Annotated in this window: 13 protein-coding genes and 2 pseudogenes; 12 read left to right on the plus strand and 3 right to left on the minus strand. The window is 46.1% G+C overall.

Translation table 11 applies throughout. From position 1 onward, the window contains the following. The 8 genes from PN462_RS14885 to PN462_RS14920 all read left to right on the plus strand — a co-directional run. The coding region (locus tag PN462_RS14885) for a bifunctional serine/threonine-protein kinase/formylglycine-generating enzyme family protein (RefSeq protein WP_272129345.1) at positions 1-1,428 on the plus strand (1,428 nt) is incomplete at its 5' end. 476 nt (positions 1,429-1,904) lie between these two features. Next, the gene (locus PN462_RS14890) at positions 1,905-5,618 is read left to right on the plus strand and encodes a hydantoinase B/oxoprolinase family protein (protein WP_272129347.1); all 3,714 of its coding nucleotides are present in this window, start codon (positions 1,905-1,907) and stop codon (positions 5,616-5,618) included. Positions 5,619-5,720: 102 nt separating this feature from the next. Next, positions 5,721-5,969, plus strand: a complete 249-nt coding sequence (locus PN462_RS14895) for a DUF4926 domain-containing protein (RefSeq protein WP_272129349.1) — start codon at positions 5,721-5,723, stop codon at positions 5,967-5,969. Between the two features lie 5 nt (positions 5,970-5,974). Continuing rightward, on the plus strand, positions 5,975-6,241 hold the full coding sequence (locus tag PN462_RS14900) for a hypothetical protein (protein ID WP_272129352.1): 267 nt from the start codon (positions 5,975-5,977) through the stop codon (positions 6,239-6,241). 484 nt (positions 6,242-6,725) lie between these two features. Then, complete coding sequence (locus PN462_RS14905; protein WP_272129354.1) at positions 6,726-7,145, plus strand: ExbD/TolR family protein; 420 nt, start codon at positions 6,726-6,728, stop codon at positions 7,143-7,145. Between the two features lie 59 nt (positions 7,146-7,204). After that, complete coding sequence (locus PN462_RS14910) at positions 7,205-7,615, plus strand: ExbD/TolR family protein (protein ID WP_272129356.1); 411 nt, start codon at positions 7,205-7,207, stop codon at positions 7,613-7,615. A 714-nt stretch (positions 7,616-8,329) separates the two neighbouring features. Continuing rightward, positions 8,330-9,895: a C-3',4' desaturase CrtD gene (gene crtD / locus PN462_RS14915; protein ID WP_272129358.1), complete on the plus strand. Its 1,566-nt coding sequence runs from the start codon at positions 8,330-8,332 to the stop codon at positions 9,893-9,895. A 140-nt stretch (positions 9,896-10,035) separates the two neighbouring features. After that, a complete protein-coding gene (locus PN462_RS14920) occupies positions 10,036-10,590 on the plus strand; it encodes an NUDIX hydrolase (RefSeq protein ID WP_272129359.1) in 555 nt (184 codons plus the stop codon). A 256-nt stretch (positions 10,591-10,846) separates the two neighbouring features. Here PN462_RS14920 and speD read toward each other — a convergent pair. The 3 genes and pseudogenes from speD to PN462_RS14935 form a co-directional block, all read right to left on the minus strand. Then, positions 10,847-11,188: pseudogene (gene speD / locus PN462_RS23580) on the minus strand (adenosylmethionine decarboxylase); the annotation flags it as partial. 418 nt (positions 11,189-11,606) lie between these two features. Beyond that, positions 11,607-12,599 (minus strand): pentapeptide repeat-containing protein, encoded by a 993-nt coding sequence (locus tag PN462_RS14930; protein ID WP_272129363.1) that lies wholly within the window; start codon positions 12,597-12,599, stop codon positions 11,607-11,609. Between the two features lie 600 nt (positions 12,600-13,199). Continuing rightward, positions 13,200-13,700, minus strand: a complete 501-nt coding sequence (locus tag PN462_RS14935; protein ID WP_272129365.1) for a hypothetical protein — start codon at positions 13,698-13,700, stop codon at positions 13,200-13,202. A gap of 211 nt (positions 13,701-13,911) precedes the next feature. On the opposite strand from PN462_RS14935, the gene PN462_RS14940 reads away from it, so the two are divergent. The 4 genes and pseudogenes from PN462_RS14940 to PN462_RS23585 form a co-directional block, all read left to right on the plus strand. Further along, entirely contained in the window at positions 13,912-15,018 is a 1,107-nt protein-coding gene (locus tag PN462_RS14940; RefSeq protein WP_272129367.1) for a CHAD domain-containing protein, read from the plus strand. Positions 15,019-15,299: 281 nt separating this feature from the next. After that, positions 15,300-15,923: a Crp/Fnr family transcriptional regulator gene (locus tag PN462_RS14945; RefSeq protein WP_272129368.1), complete on the plus strand. Its 624-nt coding sequence runs from the start codon at positions 15,300-15,302 to the stop codon at positions 15,921-15,923. Between the two features lie 29 nt (positions 15,924-15,952). After that, a complete protein-coding gene (locus PN462_RS14950) occupies positions 15,953-16,591 on the plus strand; it encodes a transaldolase family protein (protein ID WP_272129370.1) in 639 nt (212 codons plus the stop codon). A gap of 67 nt (positions 16,592-16,658) precedes the next feature. After that, positions 16,659-16,913: pseudogene (locus tag PN462_RS23585) on the plus strand (RNA-guided endonuclease TnpB family protein); the annotation flags it as partial.

Raw genomic sequence — 16,913 nt, forward strand, 5'->3', positions numbered from 1 at the left:
AATAGTGATAAAAAGCTAGTTTTAGTGGACTTTGGGGCAGCAAAGTCCGTTCAACCCTTACAACGTAGTGTAACCGGAACACAAATCGGTTCAGCAGAATATTGCTCCCCAGAACAAAATGTCGGCAAAGCGAAGTTTATCAGTGACTTGTATAGTTTGGGGGTGACTTGTCTGCATTTGTTAACTCAGGTGAGTCCCTTTGATTTGTATGATGTGATGGAGGCAGAATGGGTGTGGCGAGATTTTTTGAATGGGAATGGGGTGAGTAATAAGTTAGGGGGAATTTTAGACCAGTTAGTGGAAACAAAACCTAGAAAGCGGTATCAGTCAGTAAAAGCGGTGTTAAAAGCCATAAATTCTCAGTCTGTTGCTTCTCCTCCACAACCTGCACCTACACCACAAGCATCTGCGTCACAACCCAAGAAACCAGTAAATATTCCTCAAGTCACCCCTCAACCCAAAACAAAGACAGTAACCCTAAAAACGTTTCAATTTGAGACTGTCCAAGTCAAAGTAATTAACAAAAAAGAAGGGGGTTTCTTAGGTCTAGGTGGAACAACAGTTAAACGTTTACAAAAAGAGAGTCTTCAGAGACAGGCACAATATTACCCAGAAGACTTAGGCAAAAATGCAGTTCTCGATATGGTGCAGATACCAGAGGGACAATTTCAGATGGGATCGCCAGATGGCGAAGGAAGCAGCAGCGAACATCCCCAACATCGAGTCACTGTGCAATCCTTTTTTATGGGCAAAACGCCTATCACGCAAGCACAATGGCGAGCAGTCGTAACCCAAGTTGGGAAAATCCAACGAGACTTAAACCCTGCTCCCTCTCGCTTCAAAGGGAATAATCGACCCGTGGAGAAGGTGTCTTGGTATGATGCAGTAGAATTTTGTGCCAGATTAAGCAAGCTGACTGGAAAAGAATACAGATTGGCCAGTGAAGCAGAGTGGGAATATGCCTGTCGTGCGGGGACAGAAACCCCGTTTCATTGTGGTGAGACAATTACGGGTGAGTTGGCGAATTACAGAGCAACGTTCACTTTTGCGGATGAACCCAAAGGGGTGTATCGAAAAGAAACGACTCCAGTTGATTATTTTCCCTATACTAACGGGTTGGGGTTGTACCATATGCACGGGAATGTCTGGGAATGGTGTTTAGACCCTTGGCATAATAATTATCAAGGTGCGCCCAGGGATGGGACTGTGTGGGATGAGCGAATTAATACAAGGGATAATCGTTATCAAAACCCTTCAGAAAATTTGAAACAACTACTTAACGATGGTAGTAGAAAAATAGCACGGGGCGGTTCTTGGCTCGACTTTCCGAGGGATTGCCGTTCCGCTTACCGTGACGACTTCTATCCCGCCTATAGTTACGATATCATCGGGCTGCGTGTGGTGCGGTTGCTGCCCATGACTTTTTAGCCCTTTTGCTCTCTTGCCCTCTTGCCTTTTTGCCCTTTGATTGTGTCGCCGTTAGGCGACTCGCACTATTTTTCTCACAGGAGGAGAAACCGGGTTTCTTTCCCCATTAGACGGATTCACAATTCAACCCCGATAGAAACCCGGTTTCTTAGCTTTCACTAGGGTTTTGAGGGAGGAGAAACCGGGTTTCTTTCCCCATTAGACGGATTCACAATTCAACCCCGATAGAAACCCGGTTTCTTAGCTTTCACTAGGGTTTTGAGGGGGGTCGAAAGGAGAGTCACCTCTCCCAACTCCCATTCCAATAGGGCCTTTAACCAAGATGCCAACCAAGCCTAGGAATAAGATACCCTAGAGGAGATCATATCCCACCCTTGTCGTCTTTTAATAGAACCCCCGAAGTGCGTCGGGTTACGGCGTTTCACTGGTGGTATGATGCTGTCGCAGCCTAATTTTACCCATTAACCAGATTTCATATGAGTACAGCAAAACGGTGGCAATTCTGGATCGATCGCGGTGGCACATTTACCGATATTGTCGCCCAATCCCCCCAAGGAGAGATTAAAATTCACAAAGTCCTCTCCGAAAACCCCGAACAGTATCAAGACGCACCCATCCAAGGCATTCGGGATATTCTAGGATTAGAGAAAAATGACCCCATTCCCACCGAACAGATCGCAGTCGTCAAAATGGGGACAACCGTGGCCACCAATGCACTACTCGAACGCAAAGGAGACGCAACCGTATTAGTCATCACCCAAGGATTTAAAGATGCGTTGCAAATAGGCTATCAAAACCGACCCGATATTTTTGCCCGTGAAATTAATCTACCCGAAATGCTCTACCAACGGGTAATAGAAGCCCAAGAACGACTCGATGCTCAAGGCAATACTATCATACCCTTAGATCAAAACAAACTCCGCCAAGACCTCGAAACCGCCTATCAGCAAGGAATTCGTAGTTGTGCCATTGTGTTAATGCACGGATACCGTTACCCCCACCACGAAAAACAGATCGAACAAATTGCCCAAGACATCGGTTTTACGCAAATATCCATCTCCTCCCAAGTCAGTCCCCTCATGAAAATAGTCAGTCGGGGAGATACCACCGTCGTAGATGCCTACCTCTCCCCCATTCTACGCCGTTACGTCGAGCAAATCGCCAGCCAACTAAACAACACCCAACTCATGTTTATGCAGTCTAACGGAGGACTGGCCGACGCAACCTTTTTTCAAGGAAAAGACAGTATTTTATCCGGCCCCGCAGGGGGAATAGTTGGTGCAGTGAAAACCAGCGAAATTGCCGGATTTGAGAAAATTATTGGCTTTGACATGGGGGGAACATCCACCGATGTCACCCATTATGCCGGAGAATACGAACGCAGTCTAGAAACCGAAATTGCCGGAGTCCGTTTGCGTGTTCCCATGATGTCCATCCATACCGTTGCTGCGGGGGGTGGGTCCATCGTCCAGTATGATGGGTCCCGGTATCGGGTGGGCCCAGAATCTGCCGGGGCCAACCCTGGGCCCGCATCCTACGGGAGAGGGGGGCCGCTAACCGTGACGGATTGTAATGTGAGGGTAGGGAAGTTACAACCAGACTTTTTCCCCAAGGTATTTGGACCCAATGCAGATCAACCCTTGAATGGGGAAATTGTTCAAGAAAAATTTAATCAGTTGGCCGCAGAAATTGGAGATGGGAGGAGTCCAGAGGACATTGCTAGTGGATTTTTGGCCATTGCCATTGAAAAAATGGCCAATGCCATCAAAAAAATCTCCCTCCAACGGGGCTATGATGTCTCAGAATACACCCTTTGCTGTTTTGGGGGAGCAGGGGGCCAACACGCTTGTTTAATTGCCGATGCGTTAGGAATGAAACGGGTTTTCCTCCATCCCTATGCAGGGGTTTTATCGGCCTATGGGATTGGGTTAGCCGATATTCGCATTTTACGGGAAAAGTCCGCAGAAATGCCCCTCAGTGAGGCGATTTTAGCACCAGTGGACGGGGAGTTAGAGGAGTTAATTGCCGATGCAAACGAAGAACTCCAACAGCAAAACCCTCCCAACCTTAAAGACATTACCACCAGTCGCACCCTCTATTTAAAATACCAAGGAACAGACTCCGCAATTCCCGTTCCCTACGGCACAGTTGCAGAGATGCGCGAGAGTTTTGAAAACATCCACCAACAGCGTTACGGGTTCATCCTCCCAGAGAAACCGTTAATCGTAGAAACCCTCAGCATAGAGTTAATTTGCCCCACACAAACCCCTCCAGAAGACGAGGTACAACGGCAAAATGATCAATCCCCCCAACCCGTTGCCCAAGTCCCGTTATACACAGCAAAAACATGGCACACCGCCCCTGTTTATCGTCGAGAACACCTACAACCGGGGGATAAAATAGACAGTCCTGCAATAATTATTGAAGCGACAGGGACAAATATTATTGAGTTGGGATGGCAAGGGGAAATTAGTCCTCGGAATCATTTAATTTTGGTAAGAGAACAAGTCAGTGATCAGTTATCAGTTAACAGTAATCAGTTATTAAGGGAACAGGGAATAGCCTTTCGGCTTCGCTCAAGGCAAGGGAACAGGGAACAGGGAATAGAAGAAAAGCAAAAAAACTCTTTTCCCCCCTTATTAAGGGAAGTTAGGGGGGATCAAACACCCGATCCCGTCCTCCTAGAAATCTTTAACAACCTATTCCGTTCCATTGCCGAACAAATGGGAACAACGCTACAAAATACCAGTTATTCAGTCAATATTAAAGAGCGTTTAGACTTCTCCTGTGCTATCTTTGACCAAGCTGGACAACTGGTGGCCAATGCTCCCCATATCCCCGTCCATTTGGGATCAATGAGTGAGAGTGTACAATGTTTAATTACAGATAAAAAGTCCCTGTTTCAACCCGGAGATGTTTATGTATTAAATAACCCCTACAATGGGGGGACACATCTCCCCGATGTCACCGTTATTACTCCCGTTTTCATTAACTCTAACTCCCCCCTCTTTTACGTCGCATCACGGGGACATCATGCCGATATTGGTGGCATTACACCGGGGTCAATGCCTCCCCAAAGTACGACGGTGGAAGAAGAGGGGATTTTACTAGATAATCTTTGCTTAGTTTCTCAAGGAGTGTTCCAAGAACAGGCATTATTAAATATACTGAATGCGGGCCAGTATCCGGTTCGTAATGTAACCCAAAATATCGCCGATTTACAAGCGCAAATTGCCGCCAATAATAAGGGAGTCCAAGAACTATCTAAACTGGTTGATCAGTATAGTTTGGATGTGGTAAACGCTTATATGGAACATATCCAAGCGAATGCAGAAGAATCAGTGCGACGGGTCATTCATTTACTCAAAGATGGGTCTTTCACTTGTCAATTAGACACCGGAGAACAGATTACAGTTGAAATTACTATTAACCCAGAAACTCGTAGCGCGACCATTGATTTCACAGGCACATCTCCCCAACTCAGTAATAATTTTAATGCTCCTGCCGCTATTTGTAAAGCTGCGGTTCTCTATGTGTTTCGTACCCTCGTTGATGATGATATTCCTCTCAATGCAGGATGTCTTAACCCCCTCAATATTATTATTCCGGAAGGGTGTTTATTAAACCCCAGTTATCCTGCTGCGGTGGTTGCGGGGAATGTGGAGACTTCCCAACTGATTACCGATTGTTTATACGGTGCATTGGGAGTGATGGCCGCATCTCAAGGCACGATGAATAATTTTACGTTTGGGAATGAAAATTATCAATATTATGAGACAATTTGTGGGGGGTCTGGTGCAGGACAGGATTATTATGGGACGGATGCGGTTCATACTCACATGACCAATTCCCGTTTAACTGACCCAGAGGTGTTAGAGTGGCGTTTTCCGGTCATTTTAGACCAGTTTGGAGTCCGGGAGAATAGTGGTGGAAAGGGTCAGTTTCAAGGGGGAAATGGAGTAATTCGTAAGGTAAGGTTTTTAGAACCGATGACTGCTTCTATTTTATCCGGTCGTCGGGTGGTTTCTCCTTTTGGGTTACAGGGGGGTAAAGCAGGGTTAACCGGGAACAACTGGGTTTTGCGTAAGGATGGGACGGTTGAGGAGTTAGGAGGGACTGCGATGGTGGAGATGAATGCGGGAGATTGTTTTTTGGTTGAGACTCCAGGGGGTGGGGGTTATGGGGAGTAAATTGGCCATGCTAACATCGAAGACGATGTGATACAATCATAGCTGTGTTCTTTTGCTATTGAGAAATGAGTAACAAACTTTATTAAAAGATTGGAGGATAAAATGAAAAATTTTCCTTTATACTCAGAGGTAATTTTATTACGAGATATCCCAGAAGACGATTTATACAAAGGAGATATTGGCACAGTGGTTGAAGTGCATCAAGTTCCTGAACTAGAAACCGGGTACAGTGTTGAATTTTTTGATATGCTGGGGAATACAGTTGCGCTGGTCACTTTACCCATGAGTTATTTCCGTTTACCAACTCATACAGATAGACCAGCAGTTAGATTAAGAGAGAGTGCGGCATAATGTAGATGAACCAAAAATCTAAAAACATTCAAGACATTGAAGAAATTGCTCAAAACGCCTCTTGTGGGGAAGATGTTTCTGAGCATTTTACAGGTCAATTTCAAGCCAAACAACAAGTTAATATCGCTTTACCTTTAGAGTTATTGCGGAATATTGATGCGGAGTGCCAAAGACAAAATATTAATCGCCAAGATTGGATTAAAATCGCTTGTGCGGAAAAAGTTAATGAGAGTCAAAAACAGGAAACTCCCAATAATTCAACAACAAGATAACGGTGTGTTGAGTAGAACTGGCTTTTCTGTGTTTTTTTGAATGTTTTACTTTACTTTCAAAACCCTAGTAAAAGCTAAGAAACCGGGTTTCTCTCCAGATTTAATTGCAGAATAGTTCAGTGGTATAAAGAAACCCGGTTTCTCTCCCCTACTTACTCAAGCTAAGAAACCGGGTTTCTCTCCAGATTTAATTGCAAAATAGTTCAGTGGTATAAAAAAAACCAGTTTCTCCTCCCTAGCTACAGACTGGGACGTTTTTCCCTCGCCAATGCACTCTACACTCTACAATGAGAGTTTAGAATAGGGATAGATCGCGCAATACTCACCCCTTCAAACATTAACCTCAAGGCTCCCTCGGAACTTTCCCCTTTTTCCTTAGTCAAGAGGGGGTTAGGGGGATGTCTTGACGGTGGATTGGCCCCTAGAATAGTAGAGGCGTCGGAAGGAAGGGAAGATCGCAACATAAACCACCACCCTAAACAACATGGAATTCAGAAGTCAATCCAACAACTCAGAATTACCCGAAGTCAACCTAGTCCCGATGTTAGATGTCTTAATGTCAGTCCTCACCTTCTTTATTATTTTATCCATGTCTCTGACCGGACAACGGGAAGAAGGAGTCATTCTACCTCAAGTCGGGAGAGCAGGAGAAGGAGAACAGGTAGCAGCAACACAACCGGAAAAACTGGTCATTGCCATTACAGAGCAGCAAGACTTTCTCGTGCAAAATCAACTCCTCTCAGAGCAACAAGTCTTACAAGAAATACAGCAGTTTTTACAAAACAATCAACAAGGCGAAATCATTGTCAAAGCCGATAAAACCTTAGCCTATCAAGACGTATATCAACTCTTGCAGAAAATGGGCGAAATCGGCGGCAATCGTGTCTCCCTAGCCATTCAATAATCCTGATTACAGATTACTGCCATAAAATGCGTTTTAGACACCAAAACCAAAGCTCTCCCATGCCAAAAATGGACTTAATCCCCATGTTAAACGTCATGGTAGCCGTTTTAGCCTTTTTTGTCATGGTATCCATGACCCTCACCCCCCAGTCAGACACCCTCGACGTTGAACTCCCCCAACCGCAAACCACCGACTCCCCCACCCCAGACCTCCCAGAAACCTCTCTCATGGTCCGATTAACCGAGCAAGAGACATTACAAATCAATCAACAAACCTACAGCCAAGACGCACTCTTAAACGGAATTGCCACTTATTTACAGATTAACCCAGAAGGGACAGTCTTCTTGGTCGCTGATCCCCAAGTCTCTTACGAAAAAGTAATGCAAACCCTCAGCGCAATGCGCGAAGTAGGAAAAGAGCGCGTTTCCCTTGGCATTCAACCCTCTCCTTTAGGGGAGATGGGGAGATAGGGGAGATGGGGGAGATGGGGGGTAACAACTGGTTACTGTTTACTGTTTACTGGTTACTGGTTACTGGTTACTGGTTACTCTCGGTGAAACTAAAAATCAAATCGCTGAAAGTTGGCTAAAAGCCTTGCTGTGATTAGTTTCTGACCTTCTGTTTAGGTTAAATTTACCCTTTCTCCAACATCTGCCATCTGCCTTGGGATGCTGATTATTGATAACTACTAAAAGATACCGCCCGACACTAGGCCGGACGGCTACCCGCTCTCTTAGTTGCTCAGGGAATTCGCTTCCCTAGGTGTGACTATGAAGTCGTATTACAGGAGGATCAAAAAGTTTTAATTCCTTTTCAACAGATGCAATACTTCTTCTAGTCGCTCCTATAGCATAAGCAATTTCGCTAGCTGTGGAAATCACTGAATTTAACTGATTTAGGGTTAACTTATCCCCTTAGTTTTAACTTAAACCCCTTTACTACATACTTTGTTAATTTTGTCAATATATAAAGTTAACGACTTTGAGGGAAAAAGTTAACTACTTTTCCCTGACTCTAGAGAAAAAGGTAATTTCATTACCCAAAAACAGACAAAACTTTGGTTGTTGGGAGGGGGAGTCCATCCCCGCATCTGTTACCGAGTGAGCGAGAAGATGCAGTTTTCTCACTTTTGTCAAGTCTTTTTTGCTAAACTATAAAAAAGTTTACAAAAGCCCCTAACCCTCATGTCCGAGTCTCCCCTACCCTCCTCCTCCCGTGTCGTTGTCGTCGGTGCAGGAATTGGCGGACTCACCGCCAGTGCCTTGTTAGCCCAGCAAGGGTATGATGTGTTAGTCGTAGAACAGGCTTATGTACCAGGGGGATGCGCTTCAACCTTTAAACGACAGGGATTTACCTTTGATGTGGGAGCAACCCAAGTGGCTGGGTTAGAATCGGGAGGGATTCACCAGCGCATCTTTCAGCAATTAGGGGTTGAAATGCCTGCCGCAACCCCTTGTAACCCCGCTTGCGCCGTCTTTTTACCCCATGAAAGCGAACCGATCAACGTTTGGCGAAACCCGCAACAATGGCGAGAGGAGCGTTTGCGACAGTTTCCGGGGAGTGAACGGTTTTGGGGATTAATGGAGCGGTTATTTGAGATTAGTTGGCGGTTTCAAGGTCGTGATCCCATCTTACCCCCTCGTAGTTTATGGGATATGGGACAATTATTAAAGGCTGTGCGTCCCGATACCCTGTTAACCCTACCCTTTGCCTTCTTAACCGTCGGAGATTTATTACGTCTTCTCGGATTAGCCGATGATTTGAGACTGCGGACATTTTTGGATATGCAGCTTAAATTATATTCCCAGGTGCGAGGAGAAGAAACGGCTTTATTGTACGCTGCAACGGCGTTAGGGGTGTCTCAGTCTCCCCAAGGGATTTATCATTTAGAGGGGAGTATGCAGGTTTTGAGCAATAAATTAGTGAAAGCCTTACGCAAGTATAAGGGCAAATTGCGCTTACGGCATACCGTAGAACAAGTCCATGGAGAGGGGAAACGGGTGACGGGGGTGACGATACGGGAGCAAAAAACGGGGAAAGTGTGGACTGAAGCAGCAGATCATATTGTGGCCAATGTCACGGTGCAGAATTTACGCAAATTAGTCGATTTTCCCACAACCCCCACCCCTCTCCCGTCGCGGTTTCTGCCTCCTACCTCTTTTTTAGGCAGTGAGGGATATCAGTATCGTATTGATAAATTACCTGCCCCCCAAGGGGCTTTTGTGCTTTATTTAGGGGTAACACGGGATGCGATTCCCACTGATTGTCCCCTCCATTTACAATTTCTCTATCATTATGAGGGGGAAATTGGTGAAAAGAATTCGTTGTTTGTGTCGGTGAGTCAACCGGGAGATGGCCGCGCACCAGAGGGGAAGGCCACGATTACTGCTTCGGCGTTTGTTGATCCGCGGCCTTGGTGGCAAGGGACTAGGGAGGAGTATGAGCAACGGAAGGGAGACTATGAACAAACTGCCCTTTCTCATCTCCAATCTTACTTTAATCTGACCCCGGACACCATTGTTCACCAAGAATCGGCGACTCCTCGCACTTTTGCGCGGTTTACGGCACGGGAAATGGGGTATGTGGGGGGAGTTGGCCAACGGGTATTGACTTTTGGACCGTTTGGGTTTGGCACTCGCACCCCGTTGGAGAATCTTTGGTTAGTGGGGGACTCTACCCACCCCGGAGAGGGGACCGCCGGGGTGAGTTATTCGGCGTTAACTGCTGTCCGACAGTTGGAGAGGAGTTAGATGACATCCGGTTAATCACGATCAATAGTGGGCAAGATGCCCACACTCCAAAGATGATACGATTCAGGAGTGGGAGCGTCTCGCTCCCTATTTTTTATTAAGCAGAATCATCCGGATTTCCTAATAACTTGAATTATTTCATGAGTCAACTGAAAAAATGGCAACTGTTGGATTCGCAGTTTATTGTTGATCATCGTTGGTGTCGGGTACGACGGGATACGGTGGAGTTGCCGGATGGGACGGTGATTGATGATTATTTTGTCCATGTTCGGCCTGAGATTGTTTATATTTTGCCGATTACTTGCGATCGCAAGGTTGTCTTTGTGCGACAATACCGTCATGGTGTGCAAGACATCTTCCTCGAACTCCCTGCCGGAGCATTTAACCCCCAGCAAGAAGACGGAGAAAGCGCAGCTAAACGAGAATTAGCCGAAGAAACAGGCTACACTTCCCCCCATTGGGAAAAACTCACCACCTTCTTTCATAGTCCCGTCAAAGATACTAGCAAAATTCATCTTTTTCTAGCGCGAGATGTAGAACCAACCCAACCCCAAACCCTTGATCTCACCGAAGACATCGAAGTGGTCCTCATTCCCCTCTCCGACATTCCCCAAAAAATACACACCGGAGACATTAACGTCTCCGGTACAATTGCGGCTTTGTTTTGGGGGTTGCAGTATGTCGAATTCCATTGAACTCTCCACGGATTAAAATCCCGTGGATTCCAATCGAGATGTTAAGTGAATTTTTGTGAACTTAATAGCTCAGGGGTGCAGTAGTGCGATATCCTGACTCAGAACTGGTTTCTAAGGGAGATGATGTACTATTAGATAATGTACTCTTAGATGATGTACTCTTAGATGATGTACTCTTAGATAATGTACTCTTAGATGATGTACTCTTAGAAGAATTAGTTTGAGAGGAGGAAATGGCGCGACTCGGACTCCCATCGGGAATGCCACGCTCAATTTCACGCATTTGCACCTGTTGAGCTTGTAATGCTTGTTGTAGAACCTTCATGGCCTCTCCAGGTTTACCGCGACCACAGAAAAATAGATCTGCTGCGAAATAGCCATATTCTGGCCAGGTATGAATCGCAATATGAGACTCAGCAAGTGTTGCAGTTGCAGTAACACCGTGGGGACTAAACTGGTGGACGCAAAGATCAATTAACGTGGCTTCTCCAGAATCAATCGCGTCAACCAAAGCACGGCGAATGCGTTCAGGATCATTGAGTAACTCGCTCGGTGCTTGCCACGCATCTACAACCAGATGAATACCCACTTTGTTCATTATTATCAATTTACTCCATGCGAAAGACGGTCCAGTCGATCTTTTGGCCCTTTCCCATTAAAACAGAACGGGAGATTTTTGTGGCTTTTTCTTAGACTGGTTTTTTGTCCGAGACTCTTTCCGAGACTCGAATTGATGAACTCCCAATTCTACTAGGGGGACACCCGCTAGTCTGGAGTTAATTATGGAAAAAGCTATGACTGACAAGGGATGACTCCCCTGCTGTCCGCTAGCCGACTGTGAAAATGATTGGATTACGCCAGTCCAGAAGACTGTTAATTTCCTACTCTTTTATTCTACCGAAAAGGTTTACAACTGACTTGATCCAACTGGATGAATTGGGCAGATTGGGGGGGTGAACCTGTTCTCCGTTGCCCCAGGCAGCCCCCCGAAGCTCCCGATAGGCAATGGTTTTCCTTTATCTTTCTTCAACATTGGGGAGAATGGCTTGTTCGGTGTTTGTATTCGACAAATCCGCTAAACTGAGATTTGACCCAATTAAATTGGTTTGCTTCAGAATGGCTTGGCGTAAGTTGGCCCCCTGTAACCGAGTAAACAGCAATCCGGCTTGGGTTAAATTCGCCTGTTGTAAGTTGCTGTAACACAACTTAGCACTTAGTAAATTAGCCCCGACTAAATCCGCCCCCATTAAGTTGGCCTGTTGTAAATCCCCATGATTCAAGTCGGTGTGATTCAGTCGCGCTTGGCGTAAATTGGCCGAAATTAGCGTGGCGCGGGATAAATTCGCCCCTTCTAAATTGGCCTCTTGTAAGTTAGCTCCGGTTAAATCCGCTTTGGCTAAATGGGCAAAACTTAAATTTGCTCCTTTTAAGTTGGCCCCTCGTAAATTCGCCCCTTGTAGATAAGCACAGGTTAACTGGGCTTCTTGTAGGGTGGCTTGACAGAGATCGGCTTGGGTTAAGACGGCGCGAGTCAGGTTAGCGCGAGTTAGATTACTCTGGGGAAGGAGAGCGTAGGTGAGTTTCGCTTCCATCAGATTGGCGGATTTGAGTTTTGTGTGGTTGAGGAGTTGGGTTTGGACTAAGTTGGCCCCAACTAAATTGGCCTCGTTGAGATTTCCTTGGGTAATGATTGCGCCGCCGAGCATTGCACCGCTTAAATGGGCTTCGGTTAGGAGGGGTTCAATGAGTCGTGCTTGGGCTAAATTGGTTTCGATGAGTAGGGCTTTGCTAAAGTTAGCTTGAAAGAGGTGGCTACGGCTCAAATTGGCGCGGATGAGTTGGGCTTGGTGAAAGTTGGCTTGGGTGAGTTGGGCTTGCTTCAAGTTAATTTGGTTGAGGCAAGTTTGGGCAAACTGGGGGTGACGGAGTTGCAGGTTTGAAAAGTCCCGTTCTCCAGCTTGAAATCGCTTTAATAGTTGATCAAAATCGAGTAGCTGACTGGTATTCATACAATAAGATTAGGTAATTGAAATCCTCACAAGACCCCTTGATTTAGCCAAGATATGAACCCCATCGCCGCTTGTTTAGCGTTTATGTTGGTAGAAGATTTATTGGGTTAGTTATGGTTATCCATTACGGTGAAAACGGAGACTGAAAAGAAGGGAGATGTGATTGGCGCTGAATGGATAGAGCGCGATCGCAAGAATTTTAATTAGAAAACAGGGCGAATCGTTGAGCGTAACGTTTGCCTTACGGTCGTTAGTCCGGTTGACTTCATGACTAAATTTGACAAATCATGAAGTTTATGATATGGCAGACCCTCTCCACCAACCAGGCCGGGGAATTAAACTAGAAAAATCCCTTGTGGCGATGTTCCCGGTAGGTTTGGGGGCAGGTTCTGGGTCTTGGCGAGTGGACATAAAGTTAAGAAAGAGTAAGTGGGTAATAGACTTCCTAACTGTATTTTCTATTGTATGATCTCTCGGTTGAAATGGAGCAGGATTGCCTGTGCGTTCTTGGGAAATGACAAAGGTGGTGTACAGTCTCGACGCTGTACACCACCTTTGAGGAGAGGTTGGATGGGAAACTGAGAGTCTAGTGGGTGGGTGTTACCAAAGTCCGGGGATGGGGACAGGTTCGTTGGATGGGGAGGGGGTTTCTGAGGGGACGTTCGTGGGTTGACTGGAACGACGAGGGAGAGAAACGGTGGGGTTGCGGGGTTCTTCGATGGAGCGTTCGTATTCGGCCCAGAGAGCTTGAACCCGACTGCTGAAGTTAGAAGAACTGGGTGCGCTGGCGATTCTGGGGGCTAATCCGACAATTTTGTTCCCTTCGACATAAACGGGAGTGCCTCCCATGAGGTTGAGGGATCCCAGTTGAGACTGAGAGACTCCCACCCACATATAACGGTCTTCTCCTCGGTCTAATTCGACTAAGACTTGTGTTCCCACGACACTTTTGACGACTCCCCGCATTCTGGGTTCACGGTTTTGGTTGCGTTGAGCGAGTTCTACGGTTTGGGTGGGGGCTGCAATTCCGGTTTCAGTGGCGATCGCACCCAAGAAAACCGATAAAGCCACGATCCATAAACTCAGTTTTTTGATTTGCATTGTGTTTCACACCTTGCGACGGCTTACTACGCAATCATAATAGGGATTCCTGTTAAGAATGGGAAGTTTTTTACTGAATTTTACGTTTTGACGCTCCCGACGCCCCTCCCTCTCCCAACAGTCCCCTAGGGGGGGGAGTCACTTTCAGAAGGGTTAGTTATAATGAAAGTCCTTACATTACATTACATTTGTTGTTATTCAGGGGGGTGATATGGGACAATTATCCAATTTAGAAAATAATACCTTTGGCGATTGGGCTTATCTTGCGATCGCAAAACATTACAAAAAAATGTTAAAACATGAATCGGGAGTCCTAGCTGGAGAAGACCCCGAAGAACTCCACCAAATGCGGGTAGGAATGCGTCGTTTAAGAACCGCCATTGCCGGGTTTGCGCCCGCCTTAGACCTCCCCAAACCCGCCCAAGAGAAAAAAGTCGCTAAAATTGCCCGCAAATTGGGGGAACTGCGAGACCTCGATGTGATGCAAGAAACCATTGAGCAACAATATCTCCCCCAACTCCCCAAAGACGAGCAGAAAGCGGTTAAAAAGGCACTGAAAGACCTCCAGAAGAAACGGAAAAAAGCCTTTAAAAAAGTCAGTAAAACCTTAACGGGGAAAACCTATCAAAAAATGACCGACGGGTTCAATACTTGGTTAGAGCAACCCACCCATCATGCCATCGCTGCCCTAGACATTGATCTTGTTTTACCCGACTTATTATTACCGCAGTTAAGTGAATTCCTCCTCCATCCCGGCTGGTTTGTGGGGGTTAAACAAAACGCCAACACCGGATTTATCTTTGAAACCCCTGACCCGCCCACCGTGTACAATATTCTGGACGAGCAAGCCGCACACCTCCATGACTTGCGGAAAGAAGCGAAACGCACCCGCTATCAAATGGAACTATTTTCGCAATTTTATGGGGACAACTACGACCAATATATTCAAGATATCAAACAAATCCAGAGTCTCTTAGGCGAGATTCAAGATAGTTTTGTCTTGAGTGAATTTCTCGTCAGTGACTTGGACTTTGAACTTGAGGAAGAATTACCCGTTTTCTTGCAAAAATTGCAAGAAGTTCGCTTTCAAAAGTGGCAAGACTGGCAACCTTTACAAAAGAAATTCCTCTACCCCGAAACCCAAATGGAATTACGCAAGATTATCATAGAGCGTAATCTCGCTAGTCAATCTCACCCAACCCTAAACGAAAAACAAGACACTTCTCAGACGGAGGAAAAGTCCTCTCAAGTCCATGAGGAAGTCAATGGTAAAGTATCCTCAGAAAGCCCACAAGATCAGTCTTCTGTCCAGTCTTGAAACACCATACATCTAGCAAAAGTCGCGTCCCCGCAGGGAAAACGCGCTCCGACTAAATACTTACAGAAAAATCAGTCAAAAAGCCATCCGTTTCAAACGGATGGACAAATGGCCTTTAATTAATTTAGCGAGCAAACGGCTCGCTATTTTTGTGTTTTTCCCCAGAAAAACCATGACTCATCACCACCATAAAATAACGTTATTGCCCTCTTTACCCAATGTTTACCTAACTCCTCTAGGCTGAAAAACAAATTACTGCTGACAGTCCCTTCTAAAATTCTATGCTACTCACCTCTCAGCCGCCTTCTCCAATGCCACATGGGGACCCCCATGAGGGACGAAGACTTCATTTGTATCACCGTGGGGACACCATTCCCCTTGAGACTCAAGGGGTGTGGCAAGTGTATCGGGGATTAGTTCAACTTAGCACGACCCACGCAAGCGGCGAAGAAGTTATGCTGGGTTGGGTGCTACCGTCGAGCTATTTTGGCCAATGGTTGAGTAATTTAGAAGTTTACGAAGCGAAAGCCCTCTCGGAGGTGTATTTACGGTGGTTTTTTCTGAGAGAAATTGAGAAATCCCCCTCCTTAGCCCAAAGTATGCTGAGTAGCGTCTCTCATCGTCTGCGGCAAAGCGAAGCCATGTTAGCTATAGCAGGTCAAAGACGGGTAGAAGACCGCTTAAATCAACTCCTAGCCCTCTTAAAAGAAGAAATTGGCCAACCCACCGAAACAGGGACTCGTTTATCGGTGCGTTTGACTCATCAAACCCTTGCCAATGCCATTGGGACCACCCGTGTCACCATTACGCGCTTATTGGGAAAATTACAACGGTGTGGACAGATTCATTTAGACCGCGATCGCCATATTATTATCCGAGAGACATTTTCGGCCAATCCTTGGTAAGCTAAACCAACAGCTTGCAATCATCGGTCATGGCACTTTATTTGGACTCTGCACAACTCGAAGACGCAAAAATTGCAATTACATGGGGTTGGGTGACAGGCATCACCACCAACCCCACCCTATTAGCCAAAAGTCCCCTCTCCCCCGCCGATACCCTCAGCAAACTAGCGAAAATTTGTCCAAGGGAATTATATTATCAACTGACCACCTCAGACTTTCAAGGCATGGTGACAGAAGCCCGTAAAGCCAAAGAGATCATTGGCGAAAAACTGGTATTAAAAATTCCCGCCACCTCCAACGGGTTTCAAACCGTCGCCCACCTTTCCCCAGATATTCCTTGTGCAGTTACAGCCATTTATAGCCCGGCCCAAGCTGCTGTCGCCAAGGAAGCAGGGGCCAAATATGCCATTGCTTATGTCAACCGGGCCACCCGTTTACTCGGTGATGGTATTCGCCTAGTGGCCGATATGGCCGACATTCTCCAAGACAGCAATACCAAGATTTTGGCCGCCAGCATCAAATCTCCTGAAGAAGCCTTCAAGTCTCTCCAAGCCGGAGCATACCACCTCACCCTCCCCCTCCCCCAACTCCAAGCCCTCACCCAAAACTCCCACTCCGAGGCGACAGTTAATGAGTTTGCAGAGAAAGGTAAAGGGATTTTAGATTAGATTCGGTGTTGGCTGTTTGTTTTGGGTTTTCTCCTTCCCTATTGCTTATCCTTTCTGACCAAAAATACTGGGTTTCAAGATAGCGGATAGCCAAGGGAATACAGAGGTAGCCCCTCAATACTATAGAAAGACAGAAGAACATCTTAATCAACTCAACCGCAGAAAATCCAACAAATACCGTAAAGGCAAAAAGCCACAGTCCAACAATTATCACAAAGCTAGACAGCGATATGCTCGGAAGCATTTAAAAGTAAGTAGACAGCGAGAAGAGAATGCCCACAAAAGTGGCACTCCGTTTAATCCAATCTAACGATTTGGTCGC

It is taken from the genome of Spirulina sp. CS-785/01, from assembly GCF_028330525.1.
Classification (GTDB): domain Bacteria; phylum Cyanobacteriota; class Cyanobacteriia; order Cyanobacteriales; family Spirulinaceae; genus JAQMSD01.